At 64.0% G+C, this 26873-nt stretch carries 32 protein-coding genes; 29 read left to right on the forward strand and 3 right to left on the reverse strand.

What is annotated here, in order from left to right; translation table 11 throughout:
- Positions 1-2 precede the first annotated feature (2 nt).
- The 22 genes from ACX12L_RS09370 to arsH all read left to right on the forward strand — a co-directional run bounded on the left by ACX12L_RS09370 (position 3) and on the right by arsH (position 17005).
- The gene (locus tag ACX12L_RS09370; RefSeq protein ID WP_172206866.1) at positions 3-719 is read left to right on the forward strand and encodes a DUF5983 family protein; all 717 of its coding nucleotides are present in this window, start codon (positions 3-5) and stop codon (positions 717-719) included.
- A gap of 96 nt (positions 720-815) precedes the next feature.
- Positions 816-1094: a uridylate kinase gene (locus ACX12L_RS09375; RefSeq protein WP_201395520.1), complete on the forward strand. Its 279-nt coding sequence runs from the start codon at positions 816-818 to the stop codon at positions 1092-1094.
- A 292-nt stretch (positions 1095-1386) separates the two neighbouring features.
- On the forward strand, positions 1387-2211 hold the full coding sequence (locus ACX12L_RS09380; protein WP_459262367.1) for a GTPase: 825 nt from the start codon (positions 1387-1389) through the stop codon (positions 2209-2211).
- Positions 2208-2426 (forward strand): hypothetical protein, encoded by a 219-nt coding sequence (locus ACX12L_RS09385; RefSeq protein WP_201395522.1) that lies wholly within the window; start codon positions 2208-2210, stop codon positions 2424-2426. Before ACX12L_RS09380 ends, ACX12L_RS09385 begins: the two co-directional genes overlap by 4 nt.
- Positions 2427-2518: 92 nt before the next feature.
- Positions 2519-2869: a DUF3085 domain-containing protein gene (locus tag ACX12L_RS09390; RefSeq protein ID WP_201395523.1), complete on the forward strand. Its 351-nt coding sequence runs from the start codon at positions 2519-2521 to the stop codon at positions 2867-2869.
- A gap of 147 nt (positions 2870-3016) precedes the next feature.
- Entirely contained in the window at positions 3017-3859 is an 843-nt protein-coding gene (locus ACX12L_RS09395) for a phosphoadenosine phosphosulfate reductase domain-containing protein (protein WP_201395524.1), read from the forward strand.
- A 342-nt stretch (positions 3860-4201) separates the two neighbouring features.
- Positions 4202-5116: a DUF3577 domain-containing protein gene (locus ACX12L_RS09400; RefSeq protein ID WP_201395525.1), complete on the forward strand. Its 915-nt coding sequence runs from the start codon at positions 4202-4204 to the stop codon at positions 5114-5116.
- Between the two features lie 57 nt (positions 5117-5173).
- Entirely contained in the window at positions 5174-5863 is a 690-nt protein-coding gene (locus ACX12L_RS09405; protein WP_201395526.1) for a DUF3275 family protein, read from the forward strand.
- Positions 5864-5957: 94 nt separating this feature from the next.
- The gene (locus ACX12L_RS09410) at positions 5958-6284 is read left to right on the forward strand and encodes a hypothetical protein (protein ID WP_187725690.1); all 327 of its coding nucleotides are present in this window, start codon (positions 5958-5960) and stop codon (positions 6282-6284) included.
- Between the two features lie 100 nt (positions 6285-6384).
- A complete protein-coding gene (locus ACX12L_RS09415) occupies positions 6385-6792 on the forward strand; it encodes a hypothetical protein (protein WP_187725691.1) in 408 nt (135 codons plus the stop codon).
- A gap of 16 nt (positions 6793-6808) precedes the next feature.
- Entirely contained in the window at positions 6809-7069 is a 261-nt protein-coding gene (locus tag ACX12L_RS09420; RefSeq protein WP_187725692.1) for a hypothetical protein, read from the forward strand.
- Positions 7070-7144: 75 nt separating this feature from the next.
- Positions 7145-7795, forward strand: coding sequence for a hypothetical protein (locus ACX12L_RS09425; protein ID WP_187725693.1), 651 nt, complete (start codon positions 7145-7147; stop codon positions 7793-7795).
- A 40-nt stretch (positions 7796-7835) separates the two neighbouring features.
- Positions 7836-8981, forward strand: a complete 1146-nt coding sequence (locus ACX12L_RS09430) for a DUF6094 domain-containing protein (RefSeq protein WP_269093191.1) — start codon at positions 7836-7838, stop codon at positions 8979-8981.
- Between the two features lie 101 nt (positions 8982-9082).
- Entirely contained in the window at positions 9083-9394 is a 312-nt protein-coding gene (locus ACX12L_RS09435; RefSeq protein WP_201395528.1) for a hypothetical protein, read from the forward strand.
- Between the two features lie 114 nt (positions 9395-9508).
- On the forward strand, positions 9509-11788 hold the full coding sequence (locus ACX12L_RS09440; protein WP_187725695.1) for a helicase-related protein: 2280 nt from the start codon (positions 9509-9511) through the stop codon (positions 11786-11788).
- Between the two features lie 141 nt (positions 11789-11929).
- Positions 11930-12259, forward strand: coding sequence for an ArsR/SmtB family transcription factor (locus tag ACX12L_RS09445; RefSeq protein WP_201395529.1), 330 nt, complete (start codon positions 11930-11932; stop codon positions 12257-12259).
- Between the two features lie 9 nt (positions 12260-12268).
- The gene (locus tag ACX12L_RS09450) at positions 12269-12766 is read left to right on the forward strand and encodes an arsenate reductase ArsC (RefSeq protein WP_201395530.1); all 498 of its coding nucleotides are present in this window, start codon (positions 12269-12271) and stop codon (positions 12764-12766) included.
- A gap of 3 nt (positions 12767-12769) precedes the next feature.
- Positions 12770-12955 carry an arsenic metallochaperone ArsD family protein gene (locus tag ACX12L_RS09455; protein WP_201395531.1) on the forward strand — a complete coding sequence of 62 codons (186 nt, stop codon included), beginning with the start codon at positions 12770-12772 and terminating at the stop codon, positions 12953-12955.
- 13 nt (positions 12956-12968) lie between these two features.
- On the forward strand, positions 12969-14735 hold the full coding sequence (gene arsA, locus ACX12L_RS09460; RefSeq protein ID WP_201395532.1) for an arsenical pump-driving ATPase: 1767 nt from the start codon (positions 12969-12971) through the stop codon (positions 14733-14735).
- A 50-nt stretch (positions 14736-14785) separates the two neighbouring features.
- Complete coding sequence (arsB, locus tag ACX12L_RS09465; protein ID WP_330847374.1) at positions 14786-15853, forward strand: ACR3 family arsenite efflux transporter; 1068 nt, start codon at positions 14786-14788, stop codon at positions 15851-15853.
- Between the two features lie 14 nt (positions 15854-15867).
- Complete coding sequence (arsC, locus tag ACX12L_RS09470; protein WP_201395533.1) at positions 15868-16290, forward strand: arsenate reductase (glutaredoxin); 423 nt, start codon at positions 15868-15870, stop codon at positions 16288-16290.
- Entirely contained in the window at positions 16283-17005 is a 723-nt protein-coding gene (gene arsH, locus ACX12L_RS09475; protein ID WP_330847375.1) for an arsenical resistance protein ArsH, read from the forward strand. Before arsC ends, arsH begins: the two co-directional genes overlap by 8 nt.
- 151 nt (positions 17006-17156) lie before the next feature.
- Here the strand turns inward: arsH and ACX12L_RS09480 are convergent, their stop codons facing one another.
- Positions 17157-18011, reverse strand: a complete 855-nt coding sequence (locus ACX12L_RS09480; RefSeq protein ID WP_201395535.1) for a nucleotidyl transferase AbiEii/AbiGii toxin family protein — start codon at positions 18009-18011, stop codon at positions 17157-17159.
- Complete coding sequence (locus tag ACX12L_RS09485) at positions 18008-18820, reverse strand: type IV toxin-antitoxin system AbiEi family antitoxin domain-containing protein (RefSeq protein ID WP_187725699.1); 813 nt, start codon at positions 18818-18820, stop codon at positions 18008-18010. Before ACX12L_RS09485 ends, ACX12L_RS09480 begins: the two co-directional genes overlap by 4 nt.
- A gap of 196 nt (positions 18821-19016) precedes the next feature.
- Here ACX12L_RS09485 and pilL2 point away from each other — a divergent pair, with 196 nt between their 5' ends.
- From pilL2 to ACX12L_RS09520, 7 genes are read left to right on the forward strand one after another with little or no spacing between them, the layout of a single operon-like run.
- Complete coding sequence (pilL2, locus tag ACX12L_RS09490; RefSeq protein ID WP_187725700.1) at positions 19017-19583, forward strand: PFGI-1 class ICE element type IV pilus protein PilL2; 567 nt, start codon at positions 19017-19019, stop codon at positions 19581-19583.
- Complete coding sequence (locus ACX12L_RS09495) at positions 19580-20218, forward strand: hypothetical protein (RefSeq protein ID WP_187725701.1); 639 nt, start codon at positions 19580-19582, stop codon at positions 20216-20218. Before pilL2 ends, ACX12L_RS09495 begins: the two co-directional genes overlap by 4 nt.
- A gap of 12 nt (positions 20219-20230) precedes the next feature.
- Positions 20231-20959 carry a TIGR03759 family integrating conjugative element protein gene (locus tag ACX12L_RS09500; protein WP_187725702.1) on the forward strand — a complete coding sequence of 243 codons (729 nt, stop codon included), beginning with the start codon at positions 20231-20233 and terminating at the stop codon, positions 20957-20959.
- Positions 20941-21546: a transglycosylase SLT domain-containing protein gene (locus ACX12L_RS09505; RefSeq protein WP_201395536.1), complete on the forward strand. Its 606-nt coding sequence runs from the start codon at positions 20941-20943 to the stop codon at positions 21544-21546. Before ACX12L_RS09500 ends, ACX12L_RS09505 begins: the two co-directional genes overlap by 19 nt.
- The gene (locus ACX12L_RS09510; protein ID WP_187725703.1) at positions 21543-22091 is read left to right on the forward strand and encodes an integrating conjugative element protein; all 549 of its coding nucleotides are present in this window, start codon (positions 21543-21545) and stop codon (positions 22089-22091) included. Before ACX12L_RS09505 ends, ACX12L_RS09510 begins: the two co-directional genes overlap by 4 nt.
- 4 nt (positions 22092-22095) lie before the next feature.
- Entirely contained in the window at positions 22096-24297 is a 2202-nt protein-coding gene (gene traD / locus ACX12L_RS09515) for a type IV conjugative transfer system coupling protein TraD (RefSeq protein ID WP_187725704.1), read from the forward strand.
- Positions 24294-25043 (forward strand): TIGR03747 family integrating conjugative element membrane protein, encoded by a 750-nt coding sequence (locus tag ACX12L_RS09520; protein WP_187725705.1) that lies wholly within the window; start codon positions 24294-24296, stop codon positions 25041-25043. Before traD ends, ACX12L_RS09520 begins: the two co-directional genes overlap by 4 nt.
- On the opposite strand, the gene ACX12L_RS09525 is transcribed toward ACX12L_RS09520, so the two are convergent.
- Positions 25027-26766: a hypothetical protein gene (locus tag ACX12L_RS09525; protein ID WP_459262368.1), complete on the reverse strand. Its 1740-nt coding sequence runs from the start codon at positions 26764-26766 to the stop codon at positions 25027-25029. The genes ACX12L_RS09520 and ACX12L_RS09525 overlap by 17 nt on opposite strands.
- Positions 26767-26873 lie beyond the last annotated feature (107 nt).

Here is a 26873-nt window from a genome sequence, read left to right on the forward strand (position 1 = left end):
CCATGGCACAGTCAAACAACCCCTTCATTCGCGGTTATCGGAATCTGCGCATCATCCGCACACTGCTCATCACCTGCGAGGACGATAGTCCGCCGGTCTGGCGGCCGCTGCATTCCAGCCAGGCACATCTGCCGGACGATCAGGTGGCGCAGTTTCCCTGCCTGGTCGGCAAGGAGTTCGCACTGATCACCGAAGGTCAGGAAGTACCCGAGGAGTTGGAAGCGCAGTGCCAGGCCGACGGCATCGTGCGTTCGGTGATCCATGCCATCGAAGGTGACGACTTCGACGGACGGCCCATGCACGTGGGCGACACCTATTCGGAGGAAGCAGCCCGTGAGGTGATCCAGCGCCTGAGCTTCGAGACCGGCTTTTACAGCCGGTGCTGGGAAATCAGCAGCGCCCACATCACTGCGGAAGCCGGCCGGTATCTGGCCGATCTGGCGGACCTCGCCACGCCCGAGGCGTTCCTGTTCATCGCCTTCCGTGTTCCGTACAGCCCGGCGATCGGCGTCAAGCTGATCTCCACGCCGTGGACGGACGAGAACCTGGGACAGGCTGCAGGCATCACTGCCGAGCAGCTTCGACAGGAGCACCGGACCAAAGGCATGCCGGACGACCTGGCGCAGATCCTTGAACTGGCCGGTCAGGCCGATGTGCGCATCCTCATCCTCGACGCCGACGCGCTGGTGTTGCCGGGACTCTCGCTGAACGAGTCCTAGCGGCCGCGCACCGCATCAACCTTCTTTTTTAGTTGCCCATGTCAACCCGTCTTCCGCCAGGGAGCCGGGCTGGTTCACTTGCATAGGAGCAATTCCATGTTCCCGGACCTCATCATCCCCGCCCAGGACTTCGAGCAGCAACTCGGGGCCTGCGTCAACGCCATGTGCCACGACGATGCCATCGGCCAGACCCTGGTGTTCGAGCGCGACAAGGGCAAGCTGCACATGCGCCACATCGCCACGCTGGACCTCGTGGACACCGACATCGACCGCTACGAGATGGTGATGTTCGATGGCGGCACCATCAGCGGCGACTCTTGGAAGCACGTTTTCTTCCCACGCCAGCGCACGCACTGCTTCGTGTACGACGCCTGACCCCTCCAGCCCCTCACTTGAGGGGCTTTTTCCTGACCTCGACGCAGGAAAGCGGGTGCGGCCCGGTGCCGATTCCTGCGAGCCGAGCGACTGCTGCAGGGCCATCCTTGCCTGCATGTTCGTCGGTGTTGCCGACACATGCCCAGGCAGCCGAGACCTTCGAGGCTGCAAGTGCGGGAAACCGCGCTGGTCGTTTTCTTTCCCCGGACGCTCCGCGTCCATCCACGCCACCCACAAGGGACCTCTCCCTTGCGGGCAGGGAATCCCTTGTTTTTTCCTCAAGGAGATTCCCATGGACCGTTCCCTCATCAAATCCCTGATGCCTTCGCTTGTTGCAGGCCACGTGCCCAGCAATGTGCGGTCGTTCAAGTACCGTGTGTTCGACGATCAGCCGCAGTCTTCGACATTGGGCTTCGCCATCGATCCCCAGCCCTTCGACGGGAAGGTAGTCGCGGCCACTGACGACGCCATCGTCGTCAAGCTCAAGCCCAGCGAGTTCGCTGTGCTCGATCCCAAGCTGGTGACCACCATCCCCAACGAAGGCGTCAAGGTGCATGTGCAACCCTACGCACGGCGCCGTTTCGACGGCCTGCGCGCGGACACCCCGGAAGAGCGCACGGAGATGACGTCCGACGGTATTCCCTACACCGTCAAGACGCACATCCTCGGTTCGGCTCCGGCCAAGCTGCCCATCCCCCAACCGCAGTGCATGGAGCTGGGCCAGCTCATCGAGCAGTTGGAGGAAATGCCTGTGTCCGATGGCTTCCGGCGCATCACCCACATGCTGGTCGATGCGGGTGCCCGGGATTTCACCTGGGTCGATCCCAAGCCGTCGAAGATCATCGAGACGCCTCCCTCCATCAGCTTCACGGTCTCAACCGCGAAGTTCGAGGGTCGGGTGACGGTGCTGTACGACCGCGCGGGCGATGCCTACGTGGTGGAACGGCACCGCAATCATGGTGAATTGTTCGAACTGGTCGATCGGCACGACGAGGTGTATTTCGACATGCTCGGTGAAGTGCTGGAGCGGCTCATCGACGACGGGCGCTGGCGCCTGATCGACGTGAGCGTGATCGACGCCAAAGCGGCCCGGCGGCGCCAGGCAGTGCTGACATGACGTCCAAGGTGAGCGACTGCTGGGTGGTTTATTCACCCAACGAGTCGGCAACCGGCAACAGCGCTGGCTTCTGGTCCAACGAGTTCGGCTGGGTTCCGTTCGATCAGGCGACGCGCTTCTCGGCGGAAGAGACCGGGAGCACACAGCTTCCGATCTCAACTGGCGGTGATGCGCGCTTCGTTCCATGGCAGGAGGCCCGGCGGCACTACGGCTGAAACCGCAGCCCACCGGCCACATGCCCCACGGGCCTTCCATCCATTCGGGTGGAGGGCCTTTTCTTTTCCTTTCCGCACAGGAGATTTCAACCATGCCCCTGCGATTCAAAGGCTCCGACCTGCGCCCCGTGCTGGTCGAGGCGATCACCAACCAGGGCCGCGTCATTCTCGCCAAAGACCCGGGTGTGTACTTCCTCGCCGAGCGCGGGGAGCGCCGCCCGGACGGTCGGGTGAAGCTGTTGGCCTATGCCGTTGGCTGCAACCCGGATACCGATCCGTTCTATGACTGGTGGGAACTGGCGCGCGCCGAACTTGGCGGCGACGACTTCGGCGAGTTCTTCGACCCGAAGGAAGGCGTCTTCTCACGCATTCTGCACGGCACCGACCTGATGCTGTCCGCCACCGCCACGCACCTGTCGTTGGAGGTGGTTCCGCCCGCATAGCGCAGCAATCGCCACACGGCCCTCACAGCCCCCGCACCGGGAGCATCCTTTTCTTTGTACCGGAGCCAGTGCCGCGTACGCGTTCGTCTCCAGCCGCCATGGCCTGCCTCGTCGGTCCACCGCCGACATGCCCACGGAGACGACCGCATGCACGACCCGTTCAAGATCACCCAACCCACCTGCATCAGCTTTTCGGGTGGCCGCACTAGCGCCTACATGCTCTGGCGCGTGCTGCAGGCCAATGGCGGCCTGCCTGCCGACACCGTGGTCTGCTTCGCCAATACCGGCAAGGAAGTGGAAGCGACCTTGCGCTTCGTGCGCGACTGCGCCGAGCACTGGCAGGTGCCGATCCACTGGCTGGAATACCTGCCCACGGAACCGGGCTTCATACTGACCAACTTCGACCGTGCCAGCCGCCAGGGCGAGCCGTTCGAGGCGCTGATCCGCAAGCGCCAGTATTTACCCAATCCCGTCGCGCGAGGCTGCACCACCAGCCTGAAGATTCGCCCGATGCACCGCTTCCTGCGGCACCTGGGCTGGACGGACTGGGACCAGATGATCGGCATCCGCGCCGACGAGCAGCGACGCGTCGCCAAGATTCGCGCGCGCGGCCATTCCACCGAATCGACCCACGAGACGATGTGCATGCCGCTGGCGGCCGCTGGCGTCACCGTGCGCGACGTGGGCGCCTTCTGGCGGGCGCAACCATTCGACCTCGACCTGATCACGGTCAACGGGCGCACGCTTGAAGGGAACTGCGACCTGTGTTTCCTGAAACCGCGCGGGCAGCGCCTGGCCCTCATCAAGGCCCGGCCCGAGGCCGCCGTGTGGTGGATTCGCATGGAATCCCTGAACCTGGCGAGCAAGCCCAGCGGTGCCCGGTTCCGCGCCGATGGCCCCAGCTACGCCGAATTGGCGCGCTTCGCCGCTGACCAGCGCGACCTGTTCGATCCCGCCGAAGAGTCGATCGCCTTCTTCTGCGGCGACTGATCTGTATGTAGAGGCCAAAGTGCCTGTGGGAGGCACCAGGCTCCATGGAAAAACGGAAGCGCCCGAATGCCGATTCATTGCAGCCTTGCGCGCAAGAGCCGCCCATGCTGCCCCCATGCCTCGCTGACAGCCGTCAGCAGCATCCCAGGTAGCCACGATCTTCAAGGCTACGGCGCGGTTCCACCGCGTTGATCACCCAGCTCGCACAGCATCCATCTGCGAGCGGCCACCGGACTTTCCGGTGGTGGATGCTTCTGCCTTTTCAACCCATCGCGGGGTTACGCACCTTTCCCCGCATGCGTGGGCCGGTGTGTCTCCGCTTCTTCCCTATGGAGATTCACCATGAACACGTCCAACGAGAAATCGTATTTCGACCTCCACACCTCGGGCATCGGCTACGTCCAGCGTGTCCGTGAAGTGCCCGTCAGAGGCGGCCGCCGTGCGCAGCCTTTCCTGGCATGCACCATCGCTGCGCTGGTCGGCCCCGCCAGGGACCCCAGCTACCGCTACTTCGACGTCAAGGTCTCGGGTGCCGAGGCCAAGAAGCTGGTCGAGCGTTACATCGGCGTTGACGATCCCAAGCAGCGCCCGCTGGTGCGCTTCCGCCTCGGCGACCTCTGGGGCGATGCGTACATCCGTGACAAAGGCGAGCACGCCGGCAAGCCGGCCGCCAGCCTCAAGGCGCGACTGCTCAAGGCCGAGCTGATCGACCGGGCCGAACTGGCTTCAACCAAGCAGCACGAGTTGATCACCCGTGGCATCGGCTACCTCAGCCGCCCGAAGGACGTCAGTCCCCCGGACGGTGATGCGTTCCTCGCATGCACGGTCGCCGCACTGACCGGGCCTGTCGGTGAGCCGGAATATCGGTACTTCGACACCATCGTCGCCACCCCCGAGGCCGAGCACCTGGTTCGCCGGTGCGTCCAGGCCATCGAAGGGGACCGCAAGGTGCTGATCGGCTTCAGGTTGAACGACATGAAGGTCGATCCGTACATCCGCACCAAGGGCGAGCGCGCCGGGGAACCGGGAGCGAGCCTGGAATCGACGCTGATCCACATCAGTTTGATCAAGATCGACGGCACCCAGGTTTATCCGACGAGCCAGGCGCAAGCCGAGGCGTCGCCGGCCCAGGACGCGCCCGCGCCCGAAGCCGAGGACGCCGCCGACCCCGCTGCCGGGCAGCCTGACGAGCCCGCCGAGCGCGAGCCGGAAGGTGAAGTCGAAGAGCAGGAGCCGGCATTGGCTGCTTCGTTCTGATCCGGCATGGCCCCTCACGGGGCCTTGCCGTTCCTCCCATTCACAAGGAGAACCATCATGGCAGTCACATCGGCGCCCGTGAAATCGGTCGCGCCCATCGTTGTCCCGGGCCAGCTCACGCTGCGCACCATCCGCGGTCGCAACGGCCCGTTCACGGTCGGCCGCCTCACCACGCACCTCGGTGTGTTCGAGGTCAAGGACCCGGAGCTGGAACAGTACCCCGAAGGCAAGTACGACGGGGAATTCATCATCCGCTACATCTTCCCGAAGTCCTACCCGGTCGGCGGCGGCATGCGGTTCGAGATCCGCGCCAGCCTGGACGGGATGACGCTCTCGGGCATCGACAAACTGAGCCGGGACGAAGCTCGCAGCTTCGCCGTCCCGGACGTCGATCCGCTCGATGAAGAGCTGGGCACACAGCCTGCGGCAACGCCGGCCAAACCCACCAAGGCATCCAGGCCCGCCAAACCTGCCCCTGTGCAGGCCTCGGCAGACCCGTTGGTCGATACCACGCCGTTCGGTGTGGATGCGCCGCCGCCCGCTGCGACCGCTGCCTCCGGCAGCACCGAAGATGGCAACGCCGCGCTGTTCGGCATCCTGTGGCCGCTGGGCGAGTCCGTGAAGCTGGACTCGACCATCGACCGCCGCACCCTGCGCGCGCAGATCGCCCGTCTGGGCGAAATGGGCTACGCGCTGGACTTCAAGACGCAGGAGTGGAGCCGCCAGGCCGAACTGCAATCTGCGTGATCGCGAACGCCGCATCCGCGGTGTTCTTCATCCAACCGCCGGGGTTCCTTCCCCATGCGGGGGAGGCCCCGGCACCTTTCTGGAGGTCTCCATCATGTCCACCATCGCTTGCGATACACCTCGTTCTGCGCTGGATGAATCCGCGTGGCGGGCTCTCTGCGAGACGGCAGCCGCACAAGCCACCAAGGGTTGCGAACTGTCTCACGACTACTACGTAGAACGCTTCAGTTCGGCGATCGACGCGCAAGTTGGTCGATTGCCCGAAGAGCAGCGCGCACAGGCCCTGCAGATCGCACAGGAATGGGACTACGCCACACCGGCCGAAAGGCAGGAAACCCAGGACTGGAACGCTGAACACGGCTATTGCTCGCACGGAATCGAGCTGGGTTATTGCCCGGCTGGTTGCGATTCGGACTACTGAGGTCCGACACACGTCATCGCCGCTTGCGCGGCTTTTCACCACCCGTCGGGGTTCTCCCCCTATGGGGGGCCTCCGACTCAACTTTCCCAGGAGGCCTCTCATGGGCTGGTATTTCTCCCATCAATCGCGGTCTGAACTGATCGCAGAACTGATCGCACCGCAGGAGACCGAGCGCATCAGCGCGAAGGTCATCGCTCGCGCATTACGCGGCAACGTGCTGTGGTCCGTGGTCGAAATGATCGCCAAGGTCGAGGGTGTGCATTGTAATCTCGCGCCGGGCCAGTCCCTGCGCTACATCCGCTGCGATCTGCTTGAGCGCAGCGGCAACCAGTGGGGCTACAAGCCGCTGGAAGAGTCCATGCACCCGTACTACTACTCGTGCCCGCTGTCCTATCTGGACCTCGCACCGGAGCAGTCCGCCGAATGGCGTGCAGGCGTTCGCGCCTACCACGCACGGCGGCGCACACCCACGGCTGTCACGGCTCCCGCCGCGATGCTGATGGTCTGAACCAGGAGGAACCGACATGGACCCCATCCTGGCTGCGCTCTCACCCTCGCTACTGGCACTCGTTGAAGGAAGTTTGTCCAACAACGAAGTGTCCTCCGGCGAGGAGATGCTGGAGTACTTCATCAGCAACGGCCTCACCGAGGAACAGGCACGGCAGGCGCTGACCTACCGCGAACAGTACCTCAACAACCTCTACCTGGACGGCTTCACGCCGATCACCTCGGCAGACGAAGCGCTTCACTTCAACCCGCACACCCGGCAGTTCGAGCCGGACTGAGCGGTTTTCTTCCACCCCCTGGGGCAGTACATGCCCGAGGGGCGGTGCTGCTCCCGTTCATCCGAGGACACCACCATGCCCGCCAACACTTCTTCCTCCACGCTGTACCGTATCGACGAATGCCCGGACGTGATGGCCGACGCTTGCGTCGGCGATGACCAGGGCAACCTGATCTTCCTGTCCATCTGGGCGCGCGACACCGCCGTCCAGCAGTTCCTTGCTCGCCTGACCCTCGGGCGCGACGAGCAGGGACTGGAGCAGTTCCACGTCATCACCGATCAGGGCGGCAGCGTCCCGGTGTTCATCGGCAACGTCGATCGCCTGGAAAAGCGCATCACGCGCGCCTACCGGCGAACGCTGTTTGGTTCGCTGTCCAACGTGTGGCTGTTCGACCGGCGCTGCGTCAGGCCCGACAAGGCCAACGCCAGCGCACTGGCATTGCTGCCACAGGGCAGCGCCCACCGGCTTGACCGCCTGTGGATGCTGGTGCGGGACACCTGCCCGTTGCCGCTGCTCGACCACTGGCGCGAGACCGTGCTGGAACTGCTGCAAACGCGCGAAATGCTGGCCCGCCTTCCGTTCGCCCTCGGGCAGCTGGAAGGCCATCGGCTTGCCATCGACGTGCCGGCGTTGACCCTGGCGCTGGGTTCCCTGATCCGCAGTGACGTGCTCACCGCCTATCCCTATCCGGCCAAGATCTGGACGCCGGTAGCGGTAGCGGTTTGACCCACCCGCGGAGGCATGCCTTGGCGTGCTTCCGTCATTCATCCCCGCCAACCAGGAGACTTCCATGGCCCTCATGTTCCCGCGGCTCGCCCGCAATTTCGTGAAAAACGGGTACTTCCCGACCGACGAACCCACGCTTGAAAGAGCCCTCAATGCACTGATGTCCAGTGCGCCTGAATCCAATGGGCCGATGTGCATCCTTGATCCCTGCGCCGGCGAAGGCGTGGCGATCGCCGAAGCCGCCCACGCCCTCGGGCGCGAGCAGGCCAAGGCGTTCGCTGTCGAGTTCGATGTGGAACGGGCACGCCATGCCCGTGGACTGGTCGATCACTGCCTGCACGCGGACCTGATGGACACGATGATCTCCAAGCAGTCGTTCGGGCTGCTCTGGCTCAACCCGCCGTATGGCGACCTGTCCAAGGACGTCAACGGCAACATCGGCTACCAGGGCCAGGGCCGTGCCCGCCTCGAAAAGCTGTTCTATCAGCGCACCCTGCCGTTGCTGCAATACGGCGGCGTGCTGGTCTTCATCGTTCCCGGTTACGTGCTCGACGCGGACCTGGTCGGCTGGCTGACGCGCCACTACACCGATCTGCGCATCTACCGAGCGGTGGAAACGCAGTTCAAGCAAGTGGTGATCTTCGGTCGGAGGGTGCGCCAGCGCGACCAGGCTGTGGATTCGGTCAAAGCCACGCGCGCGCTGCTGTTGCAGATCGGGCAAGGCGACGCTGAAGCCGAGGAACTGCCGAGCGATTGGCCGTTCCTGCCGTACATCGTCCCCGCCAGTCCGGCCGAGCCGGAGCATTTTTTCCGCGTGACGATGGAGCCCGAGCAGTTCGCCGACGAGGTCGGCCGGCTGCAAGGCCTCTGGCCGTCGCTGGACACGCACCTGGGGGCCGCGCAGCAGTCGTTGCGTCCACCGGCGCGGGCCTTGTCCCACTGGCATCTCGCCTTGGCCTTGGCCGCGGGCGCGATCTCGGGGGTTGTGCGTTCCAAGACCGGGCGCCTGCTCGTCGTCAAAGGGGACACCCACAAGGAGAAATCCCTGCAGAAGGAGTTCACCGAGCGCGACGACGGCTCCATCGCCGAGACCCGCATCCTTACCGACCGGTTCGTTCCCGTCATCCGCGCATGGGACATGACGCCTGACTCCGTGACACGGGGCGAGGTGTTGACCATCCGTTGATTGCGTTTCTTCCGCCGACGGTTCGCCGTCGCCTTCTTCCACCCACAGGGTCCAGCCGCCCCGATGGGGTGCCGTGGCCCTTCCATCTCAAGGAGCCTTCCATGGCAGCCCAAGTACTTTCTATCAACCAGACATCGAGCCTGCGTTTCACGCCCGGCCAGGTGGTCATGACCTGCGGGGTTGACGCCCTGGTCGAACAGGGTCGGCTCAACCCGATTCCGTTCCTGCGCCGCCACCTCAGCGGCGACTGGGGCGACCTCGACGACAGTGACAAGCGGCAGAACGATGCCGCGCTGAAGTCCGGCGAGGATCGTCTGTTTTCTTCCTACAAGGTCACACTCGGCCTGAAGCTTTGGATCATCACCGAATGGGATCGCAGCGTCACCACGCTGCTGCTGCCCAGCGAGTACTGATCCACACCACGCACGACGGCCATTTGCCGCCGCGTGTCATTCCTTTCTCCCACCACGGGGCATGTCATCGCCCCTCTGGGGGTGGTGCATGTCCCACTACTTTGGAGCATCACCATGTCCCTCGATCTCGATACCACCGCCGCCGATACCACGCCCGTACAGGGCGAGCTGCTCGACGCGGAATCTTCCCCTCTGACCCTGAGCCTTCAGGATTTCGTCGGCGAGTTCGGCGACGAATTGCTCGATTCGCTGAACCGCGCCAACCCGCCGGTCTATACCGGCCAGCCCCAGGCGCACCGGCAACTCATCGTCGCCAGCCTCAAGCGCAAGCTGTTCCAGGCCCAGGCCGAAGTTGTTCATGCCGCCGCCGAGCTGCTGGTCGATCAAGGCGAACGCGCTGCGATCGTCAATGGCGAAATGGGTTGCGGCAAGACGACCGTCGGCATCGCCACGGCTGCCGTGCTCAACGCCGAAGGCTACCGCCGCACCCTGGTGCTTTCGCCACCCCACCTGGTCTACAAATGGCGGCGCGAGATCCAGGAGACGGTGGCGGGCGCCAAGGTCTGGGTCCTCAACGGCCCGGACACCTTGGTCAAGCTCATCAAGCTGCGCGAGCAGTTGGGTGTGCAGCCCACGGGCCAGGAGTTCTTTGTCCTGGGCCGCGTGCGGATGCGGATGGGGTTCCATTGGAAGCCTGTCTTCACCACGCGGCGCACCCGCCACGGCGACGTGGCAGCGTGCCCAGACTGCGGCACGGTCATCACCGACCTCGACGGCGAACCGGTCAACCCGGTCGCGCTCGAAGCCGAGGAGTCACGCAGGAAGTGCAGCCATTGCGCCGCACCCCTGTGGACGCTGATCCGCCCGCGTAGTCTGTCCGGCAGTGACCAGTCTTCGGTCGTCCTCAAAGCCTTGAAGCGCATCCCGACCATCGGGGAAGTCACAGCGCAGAAGCTGATGCAGAAGTTCGGTGACGGCTTCCTGGCCTCGATGCTGGGCGACAACATCCATGAGTTCATCAACCTCATGGACAGTAACGGCGAACTGGTGTTTTCCGACCGTCAGGCCACGCGCATGGAACGTGCGATGGCCAACATGGAGTTCGGCTTTGGCGAGGGCGGCTACCAACCCTCGGAATTCATCAAGAGATACCTGCCGCAAGGCACGTTCGACCTGCTTATCGCCGACGAGGCGCACGAGTACAAGAACGGTGGCAGTGCCCAGGGCCAGGCCATGGGCGTGCTGGCGGCGAAGGCTCGCAAGACCTTGCTGCTGACCGGCACGCTGATGGGCGGCTACGGCGATGATCTGTTCTACCTGCTGTTCCGGGCACTGCCTGGACGGATGATCGAAGACGGCTACCGCCCGACCACGAGCGGCAGTATGACCTCGGCGGCGATGGCGTTCATGCGTGATCACGGTGTCCTGAAGGACATCTATTCCGAGAGCACCGGCCCGGCGCACAAGACGGCCAAGGGCACCAAAGTATCGGTGCGCACGGTCAAGGCTCCGGGCTTTGGCCCCAAGGGTGTCCTGCGCTGCATCCTGCCGTTCACGATCTTCCTCAAGCTCAAGGACATCGGTGGCAACGTCCTGCCGCCGTATGACGAAGAGTTCCGCGAAGTCGCGATGGACACGGCGCAAGCCGCGGCCTACCGCGATCTGGCGGGTCGGCTGACCGCGGAGCTGAAACAGGCTCTGGCGCGACGCGACACGACGCTGCTGGGCGTGGTCCTCAACGTGCTGCTGGCCTGGCCGGATTGCTGCTTCCGGTCGGAGACCGTGGTGCATCCGCGCACGCGCAACACCTTGGCGTTCGTCCCGGCTCAGTTCAATGAGTTCGAGATCAGCCCCAAGGAGCGTGAACTGATCGACATCTGCAAGGCAGAGAAGGCACAGGGGCGCAAGGTCCTGGCCTACACGGTCTATACCGGCACGCGCGACACCACGTCGCGCCTGAAGGTACTGCTGGAGCAGGAAGGTTTTCGGGTGGCGGTGCTGCGCGCAAGCGTGGATGCCAGCCGCCGCGAGGACTGGATTGCCGAGCAACTGGACCGTGGCATCGACGTGCTCATCACCAATCCCGAGTTGGTCAAGACGGGACTGGATCTGTTGGAGTTCCCGACGATTGTGTTCATGCAAAGTGGCTACAACGTGTACTCGCTCCAACAGGCGGCACGCCGCTCCTGGCGCATCGGGCAGAAACAGCCGGTGCGCGTGATCTATCTCGGCTACGCGGCTACTTCGCAGATGACCTGCCTGGAGCTGATGGCCAAGAAGATCATGGTCTCGCAGTCCACCTCGGGCGACGTGCCCGAATCCGGGCTCGATGTCCTGAACCAGGACGGTGATTCCGTCGAGGTCGCACTGGCCCGGCAATTGGTCACCGCCTGATCCCCACGCCATCGCCGGCCTAGCGCCGCCGGCTTTCTGTTCTTCCCACCTTGCAGCCCCGTCCGCGTTCTTCGTGGGCGGGGCTGCGGCTTTTCGGATGGGCATTTACTTTTAATTCGATAAATGTTGTATTATAGAATCATGAATGAAGATCAAGCTGTTTCCGCCCTCGGTGCCTTGGCCCACACCCAGCGTCTGCGCGTCTTCCGCGCCCTGGTCGTCGTCGGCCCCGAGGGGTTGACGCCCAGCGTACTGGCCGACCAGCTCGACGTCGCCCGCAACTCCCTGTCCTTCCATCTAAAGGAATTGGCTCACGCCGGCCTCGTCACCGTCGAGCAGCAAGGGCGCCACCTGATCTACCGCGCCGACTTCGCGCAGATGAACAGCCTGCTCGGCTACATGACCGAACACTGCTGCCAGGGCGGTGCATGCGAAGTCACTGAATCTCCTTCCACCTGTCCCTCCTGCTGAAAGCACGCCATGACCACAGAGGCCACATACAACGCACTGTTCATCTGCACGGGCAATTCCGCCCGCTCCATCCTCGCTGAAGGCATCCTCAACGAGCTGGGCCAGGGGCGCTTTCGGGTCTACTCGGCAGGCAGCCATCCCAAGGGGGAAGTCCACCCACTGGCGCTCGCCACGCTGGAGCGGCTGCATATGCCGGCGACCGGTTATCGCAGCAAGAGCTGGGATGAGTTTGTGGCGCCAGGCGCGCCAGTATTCGATTTCATTTTCACCGTCTGCGACAACGCCGCTGGCGAAGTCTGCCCGCTTTGGCCGGGCCAGCCGGTGTCGGCGCATTGGGGCGTGCCCGATCCGGCAGCCGTCGAAGGCACAGAAGAACAACGGCTCAAGGCGTTCAAGGATGCCGCGCTGACCTTGCGCCGCCGCATCGAGCTGTTTCTCTCGCTGCCACTGCAACGCCTGGACGCCATGTCGCTGCAACGCGAGTTGCGAAACATCGGCCAAGAGTGAACCGTGAAGGGCTTTCTGGAACGCTCGGGCCAAGAGGCGCTGCCCCTGGTTCTGGTCGATGGCGAGGTGGCCTTGGCCGGCCGCTATCCCAAGCGCAGCGAATTGACCCGCTGGGCTGGCATCAAGGCACCCGAAGCCGCCCCAGCCCAAGGCGCTTGCTGCTCTGGCCCTGATAGCCGCTGCTGCTGAACAAGGGGATTACATGCACTTTCTGACCGAACCGCCCCGGTTTCTTTTCTTCACTGGCAAAGGGGGCGTCGGCAAGACCTCCATCGCCTGCGCAACGGCCGTGCAACTGGCGGCCCAGGGCAAGCGCGTGCTGCTCGTCAGCACCGACCCGGCTTCCAACGTGGGGCAGGTGTTCGGCGAGACGATTGGCAACCGCATCACGGCGATTCCTGCCGTACCGAACCTGTGGGCGCTGGAAATTGACCCGCAGGCTGCGGCACAGGCCTACCGTGAACGGATCGCCGGGCCGGTGCGGGGCGTGCTGCCCGACGACGTGGTGCGCGGCATCGAAGAATCCCTGTCGGGCGCCTGCACCACGGAAATCGCCGCCTTCGACGAGTTCACGGCGCTGCTGACCGATGCGGCGTTGACGCAGGACTACGAACACATCATTTTCGACACGGCGCCTACCGGCCACACCATCCGCCTGCTGCAACTGCCGGGCACATGGAGCGGCTTTCTCGAAGCGGACAAGGGCGATGCGTCGTGCCTTGGCCCTTTGGCGGGGCTGGAAAAGCAGCGCAGCCAGTACAAGGCTGCGGTAGAGGCGTTGGCCGATCCCTTGCGCACCCGCCTGGTGCTGGTGGCCCGTGCGCAGCGCCCCACACTGCGCGAGGCGGCACGCACCCATGAAGAGCTGGCCGCCATCGGCTTGTCGCAGCAACACCTAGTCATCAACGGCGTCTTCCCCGCCGGCGAGGCTGAAAACGATGCCCTGGCCACCGCCATCTACAAAAGAGAGCAGGCCACACTTGTCGCCATTCCGCAGGCGCTCCAGGCGTTGCCTCGGGATCAGATCGCGCTCAAGCCGTTCAACCTCGTGGGCCTCGATGCCCTGCGCCACCTGCTGGTTGATACCGACGCCACGCATGGCGCCGATGCCATTGAGCTGCCTACCCGGATCAATGCGCCAGACTTGTCCACCCTGGTCGATGAGATCGCCGTCGATGGACACGGGCTGGTCATGGTGATGGGCAAGGGCGGCGTGGGCAAGACCACGCTGGCTGCCGCCATCGCTGTAGAGTTGGCCAGCCGGGGGCTGCCCGTCCACCTGACCACCTCCGACCCGGCCGCGCATCTGGCCGATACGCTGGAAGGCTCCCTTCCCAATCTGGCACTCAGCCGCATCGACCCGCAGGAGGCCACGGCGCACTATCGCCAGCATGTGATGGACACCAAGGGCGCGCAGCTCGATGCCGAAGGCCGCGCGCTGCTGGAAGAAGACCTGCGCTCGCCCTGCACCGAGGAAATCGCGGTGTTCCAGGCGTTCTCCCGCGCCATCCGCGAAGGGGGCAGGAAGTTCGTGGTGATGGACACCGCGCCCACCGGTCACACCTTGCTGCTGCTCGACGCCACCGGCGCCTACCACCGCGACATCGCCCGGCAGATGGGTGAGACGGGCGTTCACTTCACGACGCCGATGATGCAGTTGCAAGACCCGAAGCAGACCAAGGTGCTCATCGTCATCCTGGCCGAAACCACGCCCGTGCTGGAAGCTGCCAACCTGCAAGACGACCTGCGCCGCGCGGGTATCGAGCCTTGGGCCTGGGTCGTCAACAACAGTGTGGCAGCCGCGCACCCACATTCCCCGCTGCTGCGCCAGCGCGCGCGCAACGAGCTGCAGGAAATCGACGCCGTGTCCACGCGGCATGCCCGACGCCATGCCGTCGTGCCTCTTCTGACCGAGGAGCCGGTGGGGGTGGAGCGTCTGCGGGCTTTGGCGAACTGGAAAACCTCATGAATCTAGATAGCCCCCAAAACGGACATTCGATGCCGAATCCTCCCTCACGCTTGTCCTTCCTGGATCGCTACCTCACCGTCTGGATTTTCGCCGCGATGGCGCTCGGCGTCGCCCTGGGCACGCTCTTCGACGGTTTGCCCGATACGCTGAATGCGCTCTCGATCGGCACGACCAACGTCCCGATCGCCATCGGCCTGATCTTGATGATGTACCCGCCGCTGGCCAAGGTGCGCTACGAGACGCTGCACGAGGTCTTCGCCGACCGGCGCGTGCTGCTGCTATCGCTGGTGCAGAACTGGATCATCGGGCCGGTGCTGATGTTCGTGCTGGCGGTGATTTTCCTGCGAGACCAGCCGGAATACATGACCGGCCTGATCCTGATCGGACTGGCGCGCTGTATCGCCATGGTGCTGGTGTGGAACCAGTTGGCGCGTGGCGACAACCAGTATGTCGCGGGGCTGGTCGCCTTCAATTCGATCTTCCAGATCCTGTTCTTCTCGACCTACGCCTGGTTCTTCCTGTCGGTGCTACCACCACTGTTCGGCCTGCAAGGCAGCGTCATCGACGTCGGCTTCTGGACGATCACCGAGGCAGTGCTGATCTACCTGGGCATTCCGTTCCTGGCCGGCTTCCTTACCCGGCGCACGCTGATTCGGCGCAAGGGCGAGGACTGGTACGAGCGTGCCTTCCTGCCGCGGATCAGTCCCATCACGCTGGCGGCGCTGCTGTTCACCATCGTGGCCATGTTCAGCCTCAAGGGTGCCGACGTGGTGCGCCTGCCGCTGGACGCGCTGAAGATCGCCGTGCCGCTGGCGCTCTACTTCGTGATCCAGTTCCTCATCAGTTTCTTCATGGGCCGGCTGATCCAGGCCGACTATCCGCGCACCACCGCCATCGCCTTCACCGCCGCAGGCAACAACTTCGAGCTGGCCATCGCCGTGGCCATCGCGTCGTTCGGCCTGGCCTCGCCGGTCGCCTTCGCCACGGTGATCGGGCCGCTGGTGGAAGTGCCGGTGCTCATCGGGCTGGTACATGTCGCCTTGTGGCTGGGCCGCCGGTGGCGGTTCACAGGAACCCGCATGTATTCCGCCAACCCTACGAATCCCACGAACCCCTGAACCGAGGCAATGTCATGAGCCCTATCACCATCTATCACAACCCCGCCTGCGGGACGTCGCGCAACGTACTCGCCTTGATCCGCAACAGCGGCGAGGAGCCGACGGTCATCGAGTACCTGAAGACGCCACCCGACCGAGAGACGCTAATAGCACTGATCGCTGCGATGGGCGTACCAGTACGCTCTGTGCTGCGCGAGAAAGGCACGCCCTACGCCGAACTCGGCCTGGATGATCCTTCGTTGCGCGACGAGCAGTTGATCGGCTTCATGCTCCAGCATCCCATCCTCATCAACCGGCCCATCGTGGTCACGCCGCTGGGCACGCGCCTGTGCCGACCTTCGGAAACGGTGCTGGACATCCTGCCGCAACCCCAGCGCGGCGCGTTCAACAAGGAAGACGGCGAAGCCGTGGTGAATGCGGAAGGCCACCGTGTCTGAATCCAGAATCGACCTGCCCAATCTCGACACCGCGCTGTTCCAGCAACCCGATGCCCAGCGGCTGCTGGCGCCCGAACGTGCCACGCACGCGCCCCGCTTCCTGCTGCTTTACGGCTCGCTGCGCGAACGCTCGTTCAGCCGTCTGGCGGCCGAAGAAGCGGCGCGCATCCTGCGTGCGCTCGGCGGTGAGACACGGATGTTCAACCCCTCGGGCCTGCCGCTGGTGGACGATGCGCCTCACGATCACCCGAAGGTCAGGGAACTGCACGAGCTGGTGCAATGGGCCGAAAGCATGGTATGGAGTTCGCCCGAGCGCCACGGCGCCATGACCGGCTTGATGAAGACCCAGATCGACTGGATTCCACTGTCGGTCGGCGCGGTGCGTCCGACTCAGGGCAAGACGCTGGCGGTGATGCAGGTGTCGGGGGGCTCGCAGTCCTTCAACGCCGTCAACCAGATGCGCGTGTTGGGCCGCTGGATGCGGATGCTGACCGTCCCCAACCAGTCTTCGGTCGCCAAGGCGTACCAGGAGTTCGATGAAGCAGGACGCATGAAGCCCTCGGCCTATTACGACCGTATCGTGGATGTGATGGAAGAGTTGATGAAGTTCACGCTGCTCACGCGCGATGCGGCGCCGTACCTGGTGGACCGCTACAGCGAGCGCAAGGAAAATGCCGAAGCCTTGAGCCGGCGCGTCAATCAAGCGGCGATCTGAGAACCGTCAGCGTAGTAAAAAGAGGGCCGAAGGCCCCAGGCTCACCTTCGCTCAGGTGTGCAAGGTAGAGATCAAAGCGCTCGGCTGCATTCATCGATTCTCCTGCACGAAGTCGAGAAGATCGAACTATGAAACTTATGACACAGTAAGATTACGGCAGATGCCGGAAATACGCCTCGCGCACAATCTCGCCCGCCCGATCCACGTCGAAGGCCGGCAGACCAGGCCGCAGCAGCGTGTCCATATCGCGGCGAAAGCCTGCCTTGCCCAGGCGCACGTCGAGGTGCGCGTTGGCCTCTTGCGCACTGAAGTGGGTGCCTTCCTGCTCCAGATACCAGACGAAGGCCTGCATCGTCTTAGCGCCATCGACCGCATACGGTGTGCTGCCGGCTTCGCCGAGTTGCCAGGCATGCACCAGGTCGAACAGGTCGCGGCCTTGCTCACGCTGCATCAGGGCGCGCGTCTTGGTCCCCAGCATCTCGTTGATGTCGTAAGAGCGCGCCGTGGCCTGCATGCGGTCGCCGTCTTCGTCGAGCACGTCCAGCGCCACATCGACCAGGGGATAGAGCGAGGCGCTTTCGTTGAGGTTGACTTCGACCTTGATGGTTTCCTCGCGCTGCAGGCCCAGTGGGATGAACTTGTAGGCGGTGCGCAGGATTTTCGAGGGCCGCAGCACGTTGCGGATCGCGAGCCACGCATCGGCAATCAGCGAATCGCTGGGCCGCCCCAGCACGGGCGTCAGCACCCGGCGCAGGTGGCCGTCCAGCGTGTCGGTGTCCATCGACTTGACCAGCACCAGGTCGATGTCCTCCGAATACCTCGCCGCCGGCGCCAGATGCGCCTTGTGCAGTACCGTGCCGCCGCGCATCGCCAGGTGTTCGCGTAGCACCTCGTCGCCGAAGATCGCCGCCACGCCGCGCGACAGCCGCAGGTCCTGCTCGATCTGGCTGCGTTTGGGCCAGGGCGCATGGGCCTGCCATGCCGTCAGGTGGGTTTGCTGCATCATGTGTTGGCTCCTTGCTGGGGCGGAACCCAGACCTTGAAATCCGCGTTAGTGTTGTCGGCGCGTTCGCCACGCTGGGGCAGCGCGCCTTCGAGCGCGATCAGCCGCATCGGCCTGTCCCGCAGCCAATTCGACAGCGGCGCCAGCAGGCTGGCCTGTTCGTCGAGCGCCAACAGCGCGCCGAGCCTTTGTGCCACCGGCACGCTCTGCATGGCGTCCAGCGCCTGAGTCAGACCTTCTTGCTCGCAATGGGGCCAGAGCGCGCTCAGAACTTCCCGCACCCGGCTCATGCCGCCAAGCGTGCTGTCGCGTTGGATCAGGTCCAGCACGGTCAGCTCGGGCGTACTGACCCTGAAGCGGCCATCGGCGCTGTCGTGCCATCGGGTCGGCATCGCTTCGATGCGTGCGCAGGTGTGAAAGACGAGTTCATGTCGACCGACGGTGATCGGACGGCGCTTGGTTTCCACCATCACCTGCGTGACCATGACGGCATACGGGGAGGCGCCGTAGGCCTCGGCTGCACTGAGCAGTCCGACGTAATACGGCGTTTTCAGGGTCTTGCGCAGGTAGGCGTCGAGCCATGTCTCCAGGGGTGGGCTTCCGGTCGCCGCGTACTGCAACGGTACGATCAGCCAATGATCCGAACCGCGGGACAGGCGCACCAATCGCCCAGCCCGCTGCTGGCGATACAGCGCCTTGCGCAGTGCCTCGGGGCTGGCATCGGCCAACCTGGCGCGCAGGTCGCCAGTGCGGATGTTTAGCTTGCCCATGCGCTCGCAGGCGTCCAGGACATCCGAAAGATGTTGGGGCATGGTCAGGACGATAGATTGCAATTAATTCGCGCAATGTACCATTTATTGTCCTATAACGCGAAATATTTTCATAACTATGCGCGGATAAGCACTACCCAGCCTCGCTAAAAGCGGGCAGCCCCCAGTTCTCATTCCTGGCTGACCGCACAGCACTGCGCAGCCAAGGTATCGGCATCGCAACAGAAGAGTCGATGCCATGCTCGCAATCCATGTATCCCGGCGTCTGGTCGGTGCCGGCCTGCTGGCCGCAGCCCTGGCCAGCGGCTGCGCGACCACCACCGCGCCGCTCACGCCCGACGCCATCGAGGCAGCCGCGCCCGTACTCGAGCCTGAGGCGCCCCAATTCATTCCGGTCGTCCGCTATGGCCGCTACACCCTCGTCGAGCTGGCACCGATGGCGGCACAGCGCGACCTGCTGTTGCAGACCGTCGATGTCTCCATGCCGGAGGACGCCCGCACCACGGTCGGTGACGGGCTGCGGCATGTGCTCAAACGCAGCGGCTACCAGCTTTGCGAGACGACGCATGCCGTGATCGAGTTGTACGCGCTGCCGCTGCCGGCCGCGCACCTGCATCTGGGCCCCATGAGCCTGCGCGATGCACTGCTGATCCTGGCCGGGCCGGCCTGGGAACTGCACGCGGATGACCGCACGCGCCAAGTCTGCTTCGAGGGGGGCGCAGGCGACGCCAGGGTCGCACCAGGTGCCGAACCGTTTGCCGCCGAGACGGTGCAGAGCTTCCCTCTCGCGGGAGGCCAGCCATGAACACCGCCCCACAATCTTCCCGGCGCACGACTGCCGCCGTGGTCGTGCAAAGCCTGCTCTGGCTTTGGCTGGCCTGCCTCAGCGTTTTCGTGTTCCTGGGCTTTCAGGCGATGAACGACCTGGCCGACCGGGAGCGGGTCGATTCGGATCTGCAGCGCCTCGAAGCGCAGGTGGCCGGTCTGACCGAGAGCATGCAGCAGCGGCCAGCGGCCGCGACGGCGGCAGGACTGCAAGACACCCGCCAGGCTCTGGAAGACCGCATGGCGCAGGTCGAGCAGACCCTGAGCGGCCACGCCGCCACGGACGATCTTCAGGCGCTGCGCGCGGAGGTCGAGCAGATCAAGGCGCGTCAGGCGACAGCCCGTGCCGCTACGCCTGCGCAGTCGCGATCGCCAAGCAGGCCCGCCGCTTCCAAGCCCGAGCCGCTCCCGCTGCCGTTCCGCGTGGTAGGCGCCGAACTGCGCGCCGGCCAGCGCAGCGTGTCCGTTGCGCCAGCGACCGGCGCTTTCACCGCCGACCAGCTTCAGGTGCTGCTGCCGGGCGATACCGTCGGCCCCTGGCGCGTGCAGGCCATCGAGGGGAACACCGCCGTGTTCCGGGCCGGCGAGCAGATCCGCCGCTTAGCGATTCCCTGAGGAGGCCATGCGATGAAACGCCACCCCATCCTCATCGTGTCGCTGCTCGCGGCGCTTCACCTGCCGGCGGCTGCACAGCAGACGCGCCAGCAAGCTTCCAACATCCAGCCGCCTCGCACCAGCCAGACCCAGATCGAGCACAGCCGCGATGGAAGGCTGGCGAAGGAATGGGGCCTGCGCGACGACGAGTTCGCCCGCTACCGCGAACTGATGGAGGGGCCGCTCGGCATCTATTCGCCCAACCTGGACCCGCTTTCCGCGCTGGGCGTCGAGGCCCGCTCGGATGAAGAGCGGCGGCGCTACGCGCAATTGCAGGTGCAGGCCGAAGCGCGCCGCGTCGAGAAGCTGCTCGCGTACCAGCGCGCCTATGACGAGGCCTGGCTGCGCCTGAACCCCGGTATGCAGCGCGTGAACCTGCCTGACGACAAGCCCGGCGCAGGCGCCGTGCGCGGCAGTGGCCGCACAGCCGTTTTCGTCAAAGACGGCTGCGCGCCTTGCGGGCAGCTCGTGCAGCGCCTGCAAACCTCGGGTGCCGAGCTCGACTTGTACATGGTCGGCAGCCGCCAGGACGATGCGCGCATCCGCGACTGGGCCAAACGTGCGCAGATCGACCCGGCACGGGTGCGCAGCGGCAGCATCACGCTCAACCACGACGGCGGCCGTTGGCTGTCGCTGGGCCTGCCTGGCGACCTGCCGGCGGTCGTGCGTGAGGTGAACGGCCAATGGCAGCGTCAGCCCTGATCGTTGTGTCTGTCTCGTGGAGACTGCGCGCGCTGCTGCTCATGATCGGCCTGTACGTCGGCGCCGTCCATGCCCAGGAGATTCCGCCGCCGGCCTACCAGCTCGCCGCACAGCGCGCCGGCATCCCTTCAACCGTGCTCTACGCCGTGGCCCTGCAGGAGAGCGGGATTCGGCGCAGCGGCCGCGTCGTCCCATGGCCGTGGTCCATCAACGTCGCCGGCGAGTCGCGCCGCTTCGCCACCCGGGCCGAAGCCTGCACCGGCCTGCAGCAGGCGATGCGCTCCATCCCGCACACACGCATCGACGCAGGCCTGGGGCAGATCAACCTCGGTTACCAGAAGCACCGTTTCACCAGCCCGTGCGAGTTGCTCGACCCGTACCGCAACCTCGCCATCGCCGCCGACATCCTCCGCGAACAGCACACGCCCGGCGAGGACTGGCTGCAGGCGATCGGCCGCTACCACCGCCCCGCAGGGGGCGAGCCCGCCGCGCGGTATCGGCACAGCGTATCCCGGCACCTCGCCCGCGTGCAGGGCACGCGCCCAGCCGTCACGGCGCTTGCCCAGCGCCAGGAGACTTCACGATGAAGAATTCCCATCCAGCCAATCTCACGTTGAGGGGCCTGCTCATGCTGCTGGCGGCTCTGCCGTTGGTCACGAACGCCGCCGAGCCGCTGATCGTGGTGGAAGACCGTGGCGGCACCTCGGCGCTGCCGTACTACGATGCGCTTAACCTTCAACCGCGCGGCAACAGCGCGGCACGGCCTCCCATCCCGACGCCCAAGATTCCCGCAACACCTGCTGACGAGGCTGCGATGCTGCCGGTGCGCAGTGCCAAGCTCACGCCCGGCACGGTGTCGCGGCGGGTCATCGAGGCACCGGGCCTGCGGCCTTTTGTGGTCGTTGGCGACGACGAGGTTTCCCAGGCCTGGTTGCACCGTCATGCGGCTTCGCTGCGCGGGCGTGGCGCGGTCGGCCTGGTGGTCAACGTCGAGACGGCGCAGGCCCTGGCGCGCCTGCGTGCGCTAGCGCCCGGCGTGCCACTGGCACCCGCGACCGGCGACGACCTGGCCGAGCGCCTGGGCCTACGTCACTACCCGGTGCTGATCACGGCGACCGGCATCGAGCAATGAAGCCATGTCGGGGAAACAACCGGTTGAGGTTCTGCTACGCCCCGCGGTGGAGCTATACACCGTGGCGGCATGTGCGGGCGCCGCGTTTCTGTCCCTGGTGGCCCCGTGGTCGCTCGCGTTGAGTCCGGCGATGGGCGTCGGCAGCGCCTTGGCGTTCAGTGCCTACGGCGCGATCCGCTACCGCGATGCCCGCGTGATCCTGCGCTACCGGCGCAACATCCGCCGCCTGCCACGTTACGTGATGACCAGCCGCGACGTGCCGGTCAGCCAGCAGCGCCTGTTTATCGGGCGCGGCTTCTTGTGGGAGCAGAAGCACACCCATAGGTTGACGCAGACTTATCGGCCCGAATTCCGGCGCTACGTCGAGCCGACGCCGGCCTATCGGCTCGCGCGGCGCCTGGAAGAGCGGCTGGAGTTCGCGCCGTTTCCGCTTTCGCACCTACCGAAGCTCACGGGCTGGGATCTGGCTTTCAATCCCGTGCGTCCCTTGCCGCCCGTGGGCGGGCTGCCGCGGCTGCACGGCATCGAGCCCGAGGAAGTGGACGTCGGCCTGCCCCTGGGCGAGCGCGTCGGGCATTCGCTGGTGCTGGGCACGACGCGGGTGGGTAAGACCCGCTTGGCCGAGCTCTTCATCACCCAGGACATTCGCCGCAGGAACGCCGCAGGCGAACACGAGGTCGTGATCGTCTTCGATCCCAAGGGCGATGCCGACCTGCTCAAGCGCATGTACGTGGAGGCCAAGCGTGCAGGCCGCGAGAGCGAGTTCTACATCTTCCATCTGGGGTGGCCGGAGATTTCTGCCCGCTACAACGCCGTGGGGCGCTTTGGTCGGATCAGCGAGGTTGCCACCCGTATCGCGGGCCAGCTTTCCGGCGAAGGCAACAGCGCGGCCTTCCGCGAGTTCGCCTGGCGCTTCGTGAACATCATCGCGCGCGCCCTGGTGGAACTGGGACAGCGGCCGGACTACATGCTGATCCAGCGCCACGTCATCAACATCGATGCGCTGTTTATCGAGTATGCGCAGCACTACTTCGCGAAGACCGAGCCCAAGGCCTGGGAGGTCATCGTCCAGCTCGAGGCGCGCATCAACGACAAGAACATCCCGCGCAACATGATCGGGCGCGAGAAGCGCGTGGTGGCACTGGAGCAGTACCTCTCCCAGGCGCGCAACTACGACCCGGTGCTGGACGGCCTGCGCTCGGCCGTCCGGTACGACAAGACCTACTTCGACAAGATCGTCGCATCGTTGCTGCCGCTGCTGGAAAAACTCACCAGCGGCAAGATCGCGCAACTCCTGGCGCCGAACTATTCCGACCTGGCCGACCCCCGCCCGATCTTCGATTGGATGCAGGTGATCAGAAAGCGCGCCGTGGTCTATGTGGGGCTGGATGCGCTGTCTGACGCCGAGGTCTCCGCAGCAGTCGGGAACTCCATGTTCTCCGATCTGGTGTCGGTCGCAGGGCACATCTACAAGCACGGGATCGACGACGGTCTGCCAAACGTGTCGACATCGGCATCCGCGGACGCCCGGGTGCCGATCAACGTTCATGCGGATGAATTCAACGAACTCATGGGCGACGAGTTCATCCCGATGATCAATAAAGGCGGCGGCGCCGGCATCCAGGTCACCGCCTACACGCAGACGCTTTCCGACATCGAAGCTCGCATCGGCAATCGCGCGAAGGCCGGTCAGGTGATCGGCAACTTCAACAACCTGTTCATGCTCCGAGTCCGGGAGACGGCCACCGCCGAGCTGCTGACCCGGCAACTGCCCAAGGTCGAGGTCTATACCACCACCATCGTTTCTGGGGCGACCGACAGCTCGGACATCCGTGGCGCAACAGACTTCACATCAAACACCCAGGACCGCATCAGCATGTCCAGCGTACCGATGATCGAGCCACCGCACATCGTCGGCCTGCCCAAGGGACAGTGTTTTGCGCTCCTGCAGGGCGGGCAGCTCTGGAAGATCAGGATGCCGCTGCCCGCGCCCGATCCAGATGAAGTGATGCCGCGGGACTTGCAGCAACTCGCCGGCTACATGCGCCAGAGCTACACCGATGCGACCCAATGGTGGGTGTTCACCAGTTCCCCTGCGTTGCAGGATGCGGCTTTGCCCGACGATCTGCTTGATGGAGTAGCCACTGGCGAGCCTGCCACCGCCTCCCGCGCGGGTGACACGGCCGGTAACGAGGCTGCACCATGAGTGATGCCGCCGCCACCGCACAGCGGGAACAGAACGAGCGCCAGGGCCTGATCATTGGTGCCATCACATTGCCGTTCCGGCTGCTCGGGGTGTTGATCGGCTCGCTGCTGTTCTCGATCGTGGTGGAGTGCGTGGGCATGCACCTGTTCTGGAAGGATCAGGGCTGGCGGCACTCCCAGCAAATGCTGCAGTACGAGTTGGGGCACCTGTCCAACCACTTCACGCGCAGCGTCGTGGTCCAGGAGCCGGGGCGCACGGCGCACGAGCTGGTGGATACCGGGTACGAATGGGTGTTCGTGCGCTCGGGATTGCTGGAGCGGATGAGCCAGACCGCCGAACGCGCTCGCGCGCCCAGTCAAGGGCCCACGCGGAACTTCCGGTACTTCATCAGTCAAGTCTATGTCTGGACCGAGAGCTATCTGATCGCCGCGGCCTTCACGACACTGACCTTCCTCGTGCGGCTGCTGGTGCTGGCTCTCACGCTGCCGCTGATCTTCACGGCGGCCTTTGTCGGTTTGATCGATGGCCTGGTGCGGCGTGACGTGCGCCGCTTCGGCGCGGGCCGGGAATCCGGCTTCATCTACCACCGCGCGAAAGCGAGCTTGATGCCGCTGGCCGTGCTGCCTTGGGTCACATACCTGGCGCTGCCAATCTCGGTGCATCCGCTGGTGATTCTGTTGCCCAGCGCAGCGTTGCTGGGGCTGGCGGTGAGCCTGACGGCGGGGAGCTTCAAGAAGTACCTGTGAGATTGGTATCCGAGGTCTGTTCGAGAGCGGTAGGGGACGCGTTGAGTGCCTCACCCAAATGCAGTCGCAACAACTTTGTAAGTCGCGGGCGCGCATTTTCGGACACTATCTGCTGGGCAGCTTCCAAAAATGGGGGCACTCCTGTGGAAAAGGTGCCTCTTTCCCCGCTTCCGAGCAAAGGATTCTTGATCTCTTTTCGATAGAAGTGGACGAACGTGCCGAAGTTCTTTCTCGTCAGCGCAAGAATTGTGTCGTACGCTTCTTTGACACTTGCTTCATTGATGGTGTCTGTATCACTGGGGTCCCAGCCTCCTGTCGCCACTTGTAGGACAGCATCAAGGAGAGAGGATCTGGCCGAAAGCCGGCGATTACCTTCCATGAGGGCTTCTTTGATAACTGTGTGAAAGTCGTCCAGTGGCATCAGTTGGCTGAGCCAACGACTTGGTGAACCGCTCCAACGCTCTGCCCAGGCTTCTGCGATATCACGAGCCAGCACGTCGGCACCTCTTTCCTCGAGGTCATTGACAATGGCGCTGACCTTGTCGGCAGATAGATTCACCCATGCTCCCTTATGGGCTGCAGCTTGTGAGATGAATTCATCGTCCGCCATCCAAGGGTCTAGGTACGAATCTTCGATGTATCGGACGGCTGCGCTTTCCGCTTGGCTGGATGCATCCCTTTTGCTTCGATGCTGAAAGAGTGCGTCGAACTTCTCCTTGAGCCTGTGGCCAGTCAGGATGTGCTGTACAACCAAATCCAGGAACTCTCCATCGCGGGTGAGTTCCACATTCGTGGCAAATGCTACAGCGTCACTAATTTCCTCCGTCTTCTTTCCAAAGTAGCTGGGCTTGACGCACCATGCGGACCACTCGCTCATCAACTGAGAGATATCCGGTCCGTTGGGAACGGCATTGAAATTAAGCGCAGTCATCAAGACCGCGGCCGGCAGCAGCGAATGCTCTATGGTGCCATGTAGATCATCCACACCCTCGAACACCGTCTTCACCACTCGGTCGATGCGCTGGATGACACGGATATTGGTCACCGATAGCTGCACCAGCGTCTTTATGACGGTGGCCCGATATTGCAGATCCGTGCTCAGCCCGATATTGGCGGCTTCCTCGGTAGACGTTAGCAGTGTGACTTCCCGATCAACGCATTTTTCCTTCAACGTTCGCCAATCTGAAGTATGCGCTTTCACCAGCGGCTCCTCATTGAGGATGAGCAGAACCTTGCAGCGATTCCGCTTGAGGAGATCGATGAAGCCAAGCAGTGCGTCGATCTGAAAGTCGTTGCCACGGCGCTCAATATCGTCCAACACAATCAGACGTGAATGCAATATCTTGTCTACCAGGGTCGATTGGACCAAACCGCCGAGGCTCCCAAGAACAGTAGCACCACCTCCAGCTGCAGGGGCTACCTTGGCCGTGATTTTCTCAAGTACATCAATGGCGAATCCTGAGTACTTCTGCACGGTGCCTACTGCCCCTTCGGCTTTTCCTAGGGAGTTCTGGAATAGGGTGGTTTTTATCTGCTCTATAGATTCCAGGCCAAAGCATGATGTATACAGGTGCTCATTCCCTTCCACGGGAGGGTACTTGTCTTTGATCTCTTCCCATAAATGGGTCTTTCCTGTGCCCCATAGACCTTTCAATGCGATTACCGGAACCTTGACATCGCTCAGGTAGTACAGAAGATCTTGCTTGGTGGTTTCCCTGCTCATGATTGGTTTGCGTTTCTAAGGTTGCCGGTGATGCGTAACTTGGAGAGGATACGCTGAGCGAGATTTTCAGCCCCAAACCCTCATCAATCCGGTCACTCGCGAATTCC

Source organism: Alicycliphilus sp. T452 (assembly GCF_054512775.1).

Coding starts and splice junctions, on each gene's coding strand:
- ACX12L_RS09495 (WP_187725701.1), top strand. CDS start 19,580: ATGAACACCGCCCCACAATCTTCCCGGCGCACGACTGCCGCCGTGGTC.
- ACX12L_RS09395 (WP_201395524.1), top strand. CDS start 3,017: ATGCACGACCCGTTCAAGATCACCCAACCCACCTGCATCAGCTTTTCG.
- ACX12L_RS09450 (WP_201395530.1), top strand. CDS start 12,269: ATGACCACAGAGGCCACATACAACGCACTGTTCATCTGCACGGGCAAT.
- ACX12L_RS09435 (WP_201395528.1), top strand. CDS start 9,083: ATGGCAGCCCAAGTACTTTCTATCAACCAGACATCGAGCCTGCGTTTC.
- ACX12L_RS09500 (WP_187725702.1), top strand. CDS start 20,231: ATGAAACGCCACCCCATCCTCATCGTGTCGCTGCTCGCGGCGCTTCAC.
- arsA (WP_201395532.1), top strand. CDS start 12,969: ATGCACTTTCTGACCGAACCGCCCCGGTTTCTTTTCTTCACTGGCAAA.
- ACX12L_RS09480 (WP_201395535.1), bottom strand. CDS start 18,011: ATGATGCAGCAAACCCACCTGACGGCATGGCAGGCCCATGCGCCCTGG.
- ACX12L_RS09520 (WP_187725705.1), top strand. CDS start 24,294: ATGAGTGATGCCGCCGCCACCGCACAGCGGGAACAGAACGAGCGCCAG.
- ACX12L_RS09400 (WP_201395525.1), top strand. CDS start 4,202: ATGAACACGTCCAACGAGAAATCGTATTTCGACCTCCACACCTCGGGC.
- ACX12L_RS09390 (WP_201395523.1), top strand. CDS start 2,519: ATGCCCCTGCGATTCAAAGGCTCCGACCTGCGCCCCGTGCTGGTCGAG.
- ACX12L_RS09405 (WP_201395526.1), top strand. CDS start 5,174: ATGGCAGTCACATCGGCGCCCGTGAAATCGGTCGCGCCCATCGTTGTC.
- ACX12L_RS09370 (WP_172206866.1), top strand. CDS start 3: ATGGCACAGTCAAACAACCCCTTCATTCGCGGTTATCGGAATCTGCGC.
- ACX12L_RS09410 (WP_187725690.1), top strand. CDS start 5,958: ATGTCCACCATCGCTTGCGATACACCTCGTTCTGCGCTGGATGAATCC.
- ACX12L_RS09415 (WP_187725691.1), top strand. CDS start 6,385: ATGGGCTGGTATTTCTCCCATCAATCGCGGTCTGAACTGATCGCAGAA.
- ACX12L_RS09505 (WP_201395536.1), top strand. CDS start 20,941: ATGGCAGCGTCAGCCCTGATCGTTGTGTCTGTCTCGTGGAGACTGCGC.
- ACX12L_RS09385 (WP_201395522.1), top strand. CDS start 2,208: ATGACGTCCAAGGTGAGCGACTGCTGGGTGGTTTATTCACCCAACGAG.
- traD (WP_187725704.1), top strand. CDS start 22,096: ATGTCGGGGAAACAACCGGTTGAGGTTCTGCTACGCCCCGCGGTGGAG.
- ACX12L_RS09510 (WP_187725703.1), top strand. CDS start 21,543: ATGAAGAATTCCCATCCAGCCAATCTCACGTTGAGGGGCCTGCTCATG.
- ACX12L_RS09380 (WP_459262367.1), top strand. CDS start 1,387: ATGGACCGTTCCCTCATCAAATCCCTGATGCCTTCGCTTGTTGCAGGC.
- ACX12L_RS09445 (WP_201395529.1), top strand. CDS start 11,930: ATGAATGAAGATCAAGCTGTTTCCGCCCTCGGTGCCTTGGCCCACACC.
- arsC (WP_201395533.1), top strand. CDS start 15,868: ATGAGCCCTATCACCATCTATCACAACCCCGCCTGCGGGACGTCGCGC.
- ACX12L_RS09440 (WP_187725695.1), top strand. CDS start 9,509: ATGTCCCTCGATCTCGATACCACCGCCGCCGATACCACGCCCGTACAG.
- ACX12L_RS09425 (WP_187725693.1), top strand. CDS start 7,145: ATGCCCGCCAACACTTCTTCCTCCACGCTGTACCGTATCGACGAATGC.
- ACX12L_RS09375 (WP_201395520.1), top strand. CDS start 816: ATGTTCCCGGACCTCATCATCCCCGCCCAGGACTTCGAGCAGCAACTC.
- ACX12L_RS09525 (WP_459262368.1), bottom strand. CDS start 26,766: ATGAGCAGGGAAACCACCAAGCAAGATCTTCTGTACTACCTGAGCGAT.
- ACX12L_RS09485 (WP_187725699.1), bottom strand. CDS start 18,820: ATGCCCCAACATCTTTCGGATGTCCTGGACGCCTGCGAGCGCATGGGC.
- ACX12L_RS09420 (WP_187725692.1), top strand. CDS start 6,809: ATGGACCCCATCCTGGCTGCGCTCTCACCCTCGCTACTGGCACTCGTT.
- pilL2 (WP_187725700.1), top strand. CDS start 19,017: ATGCTCGCAATCCATGTATCCCGGCGTCTGGTCGGTGCCGGCCTGCTG.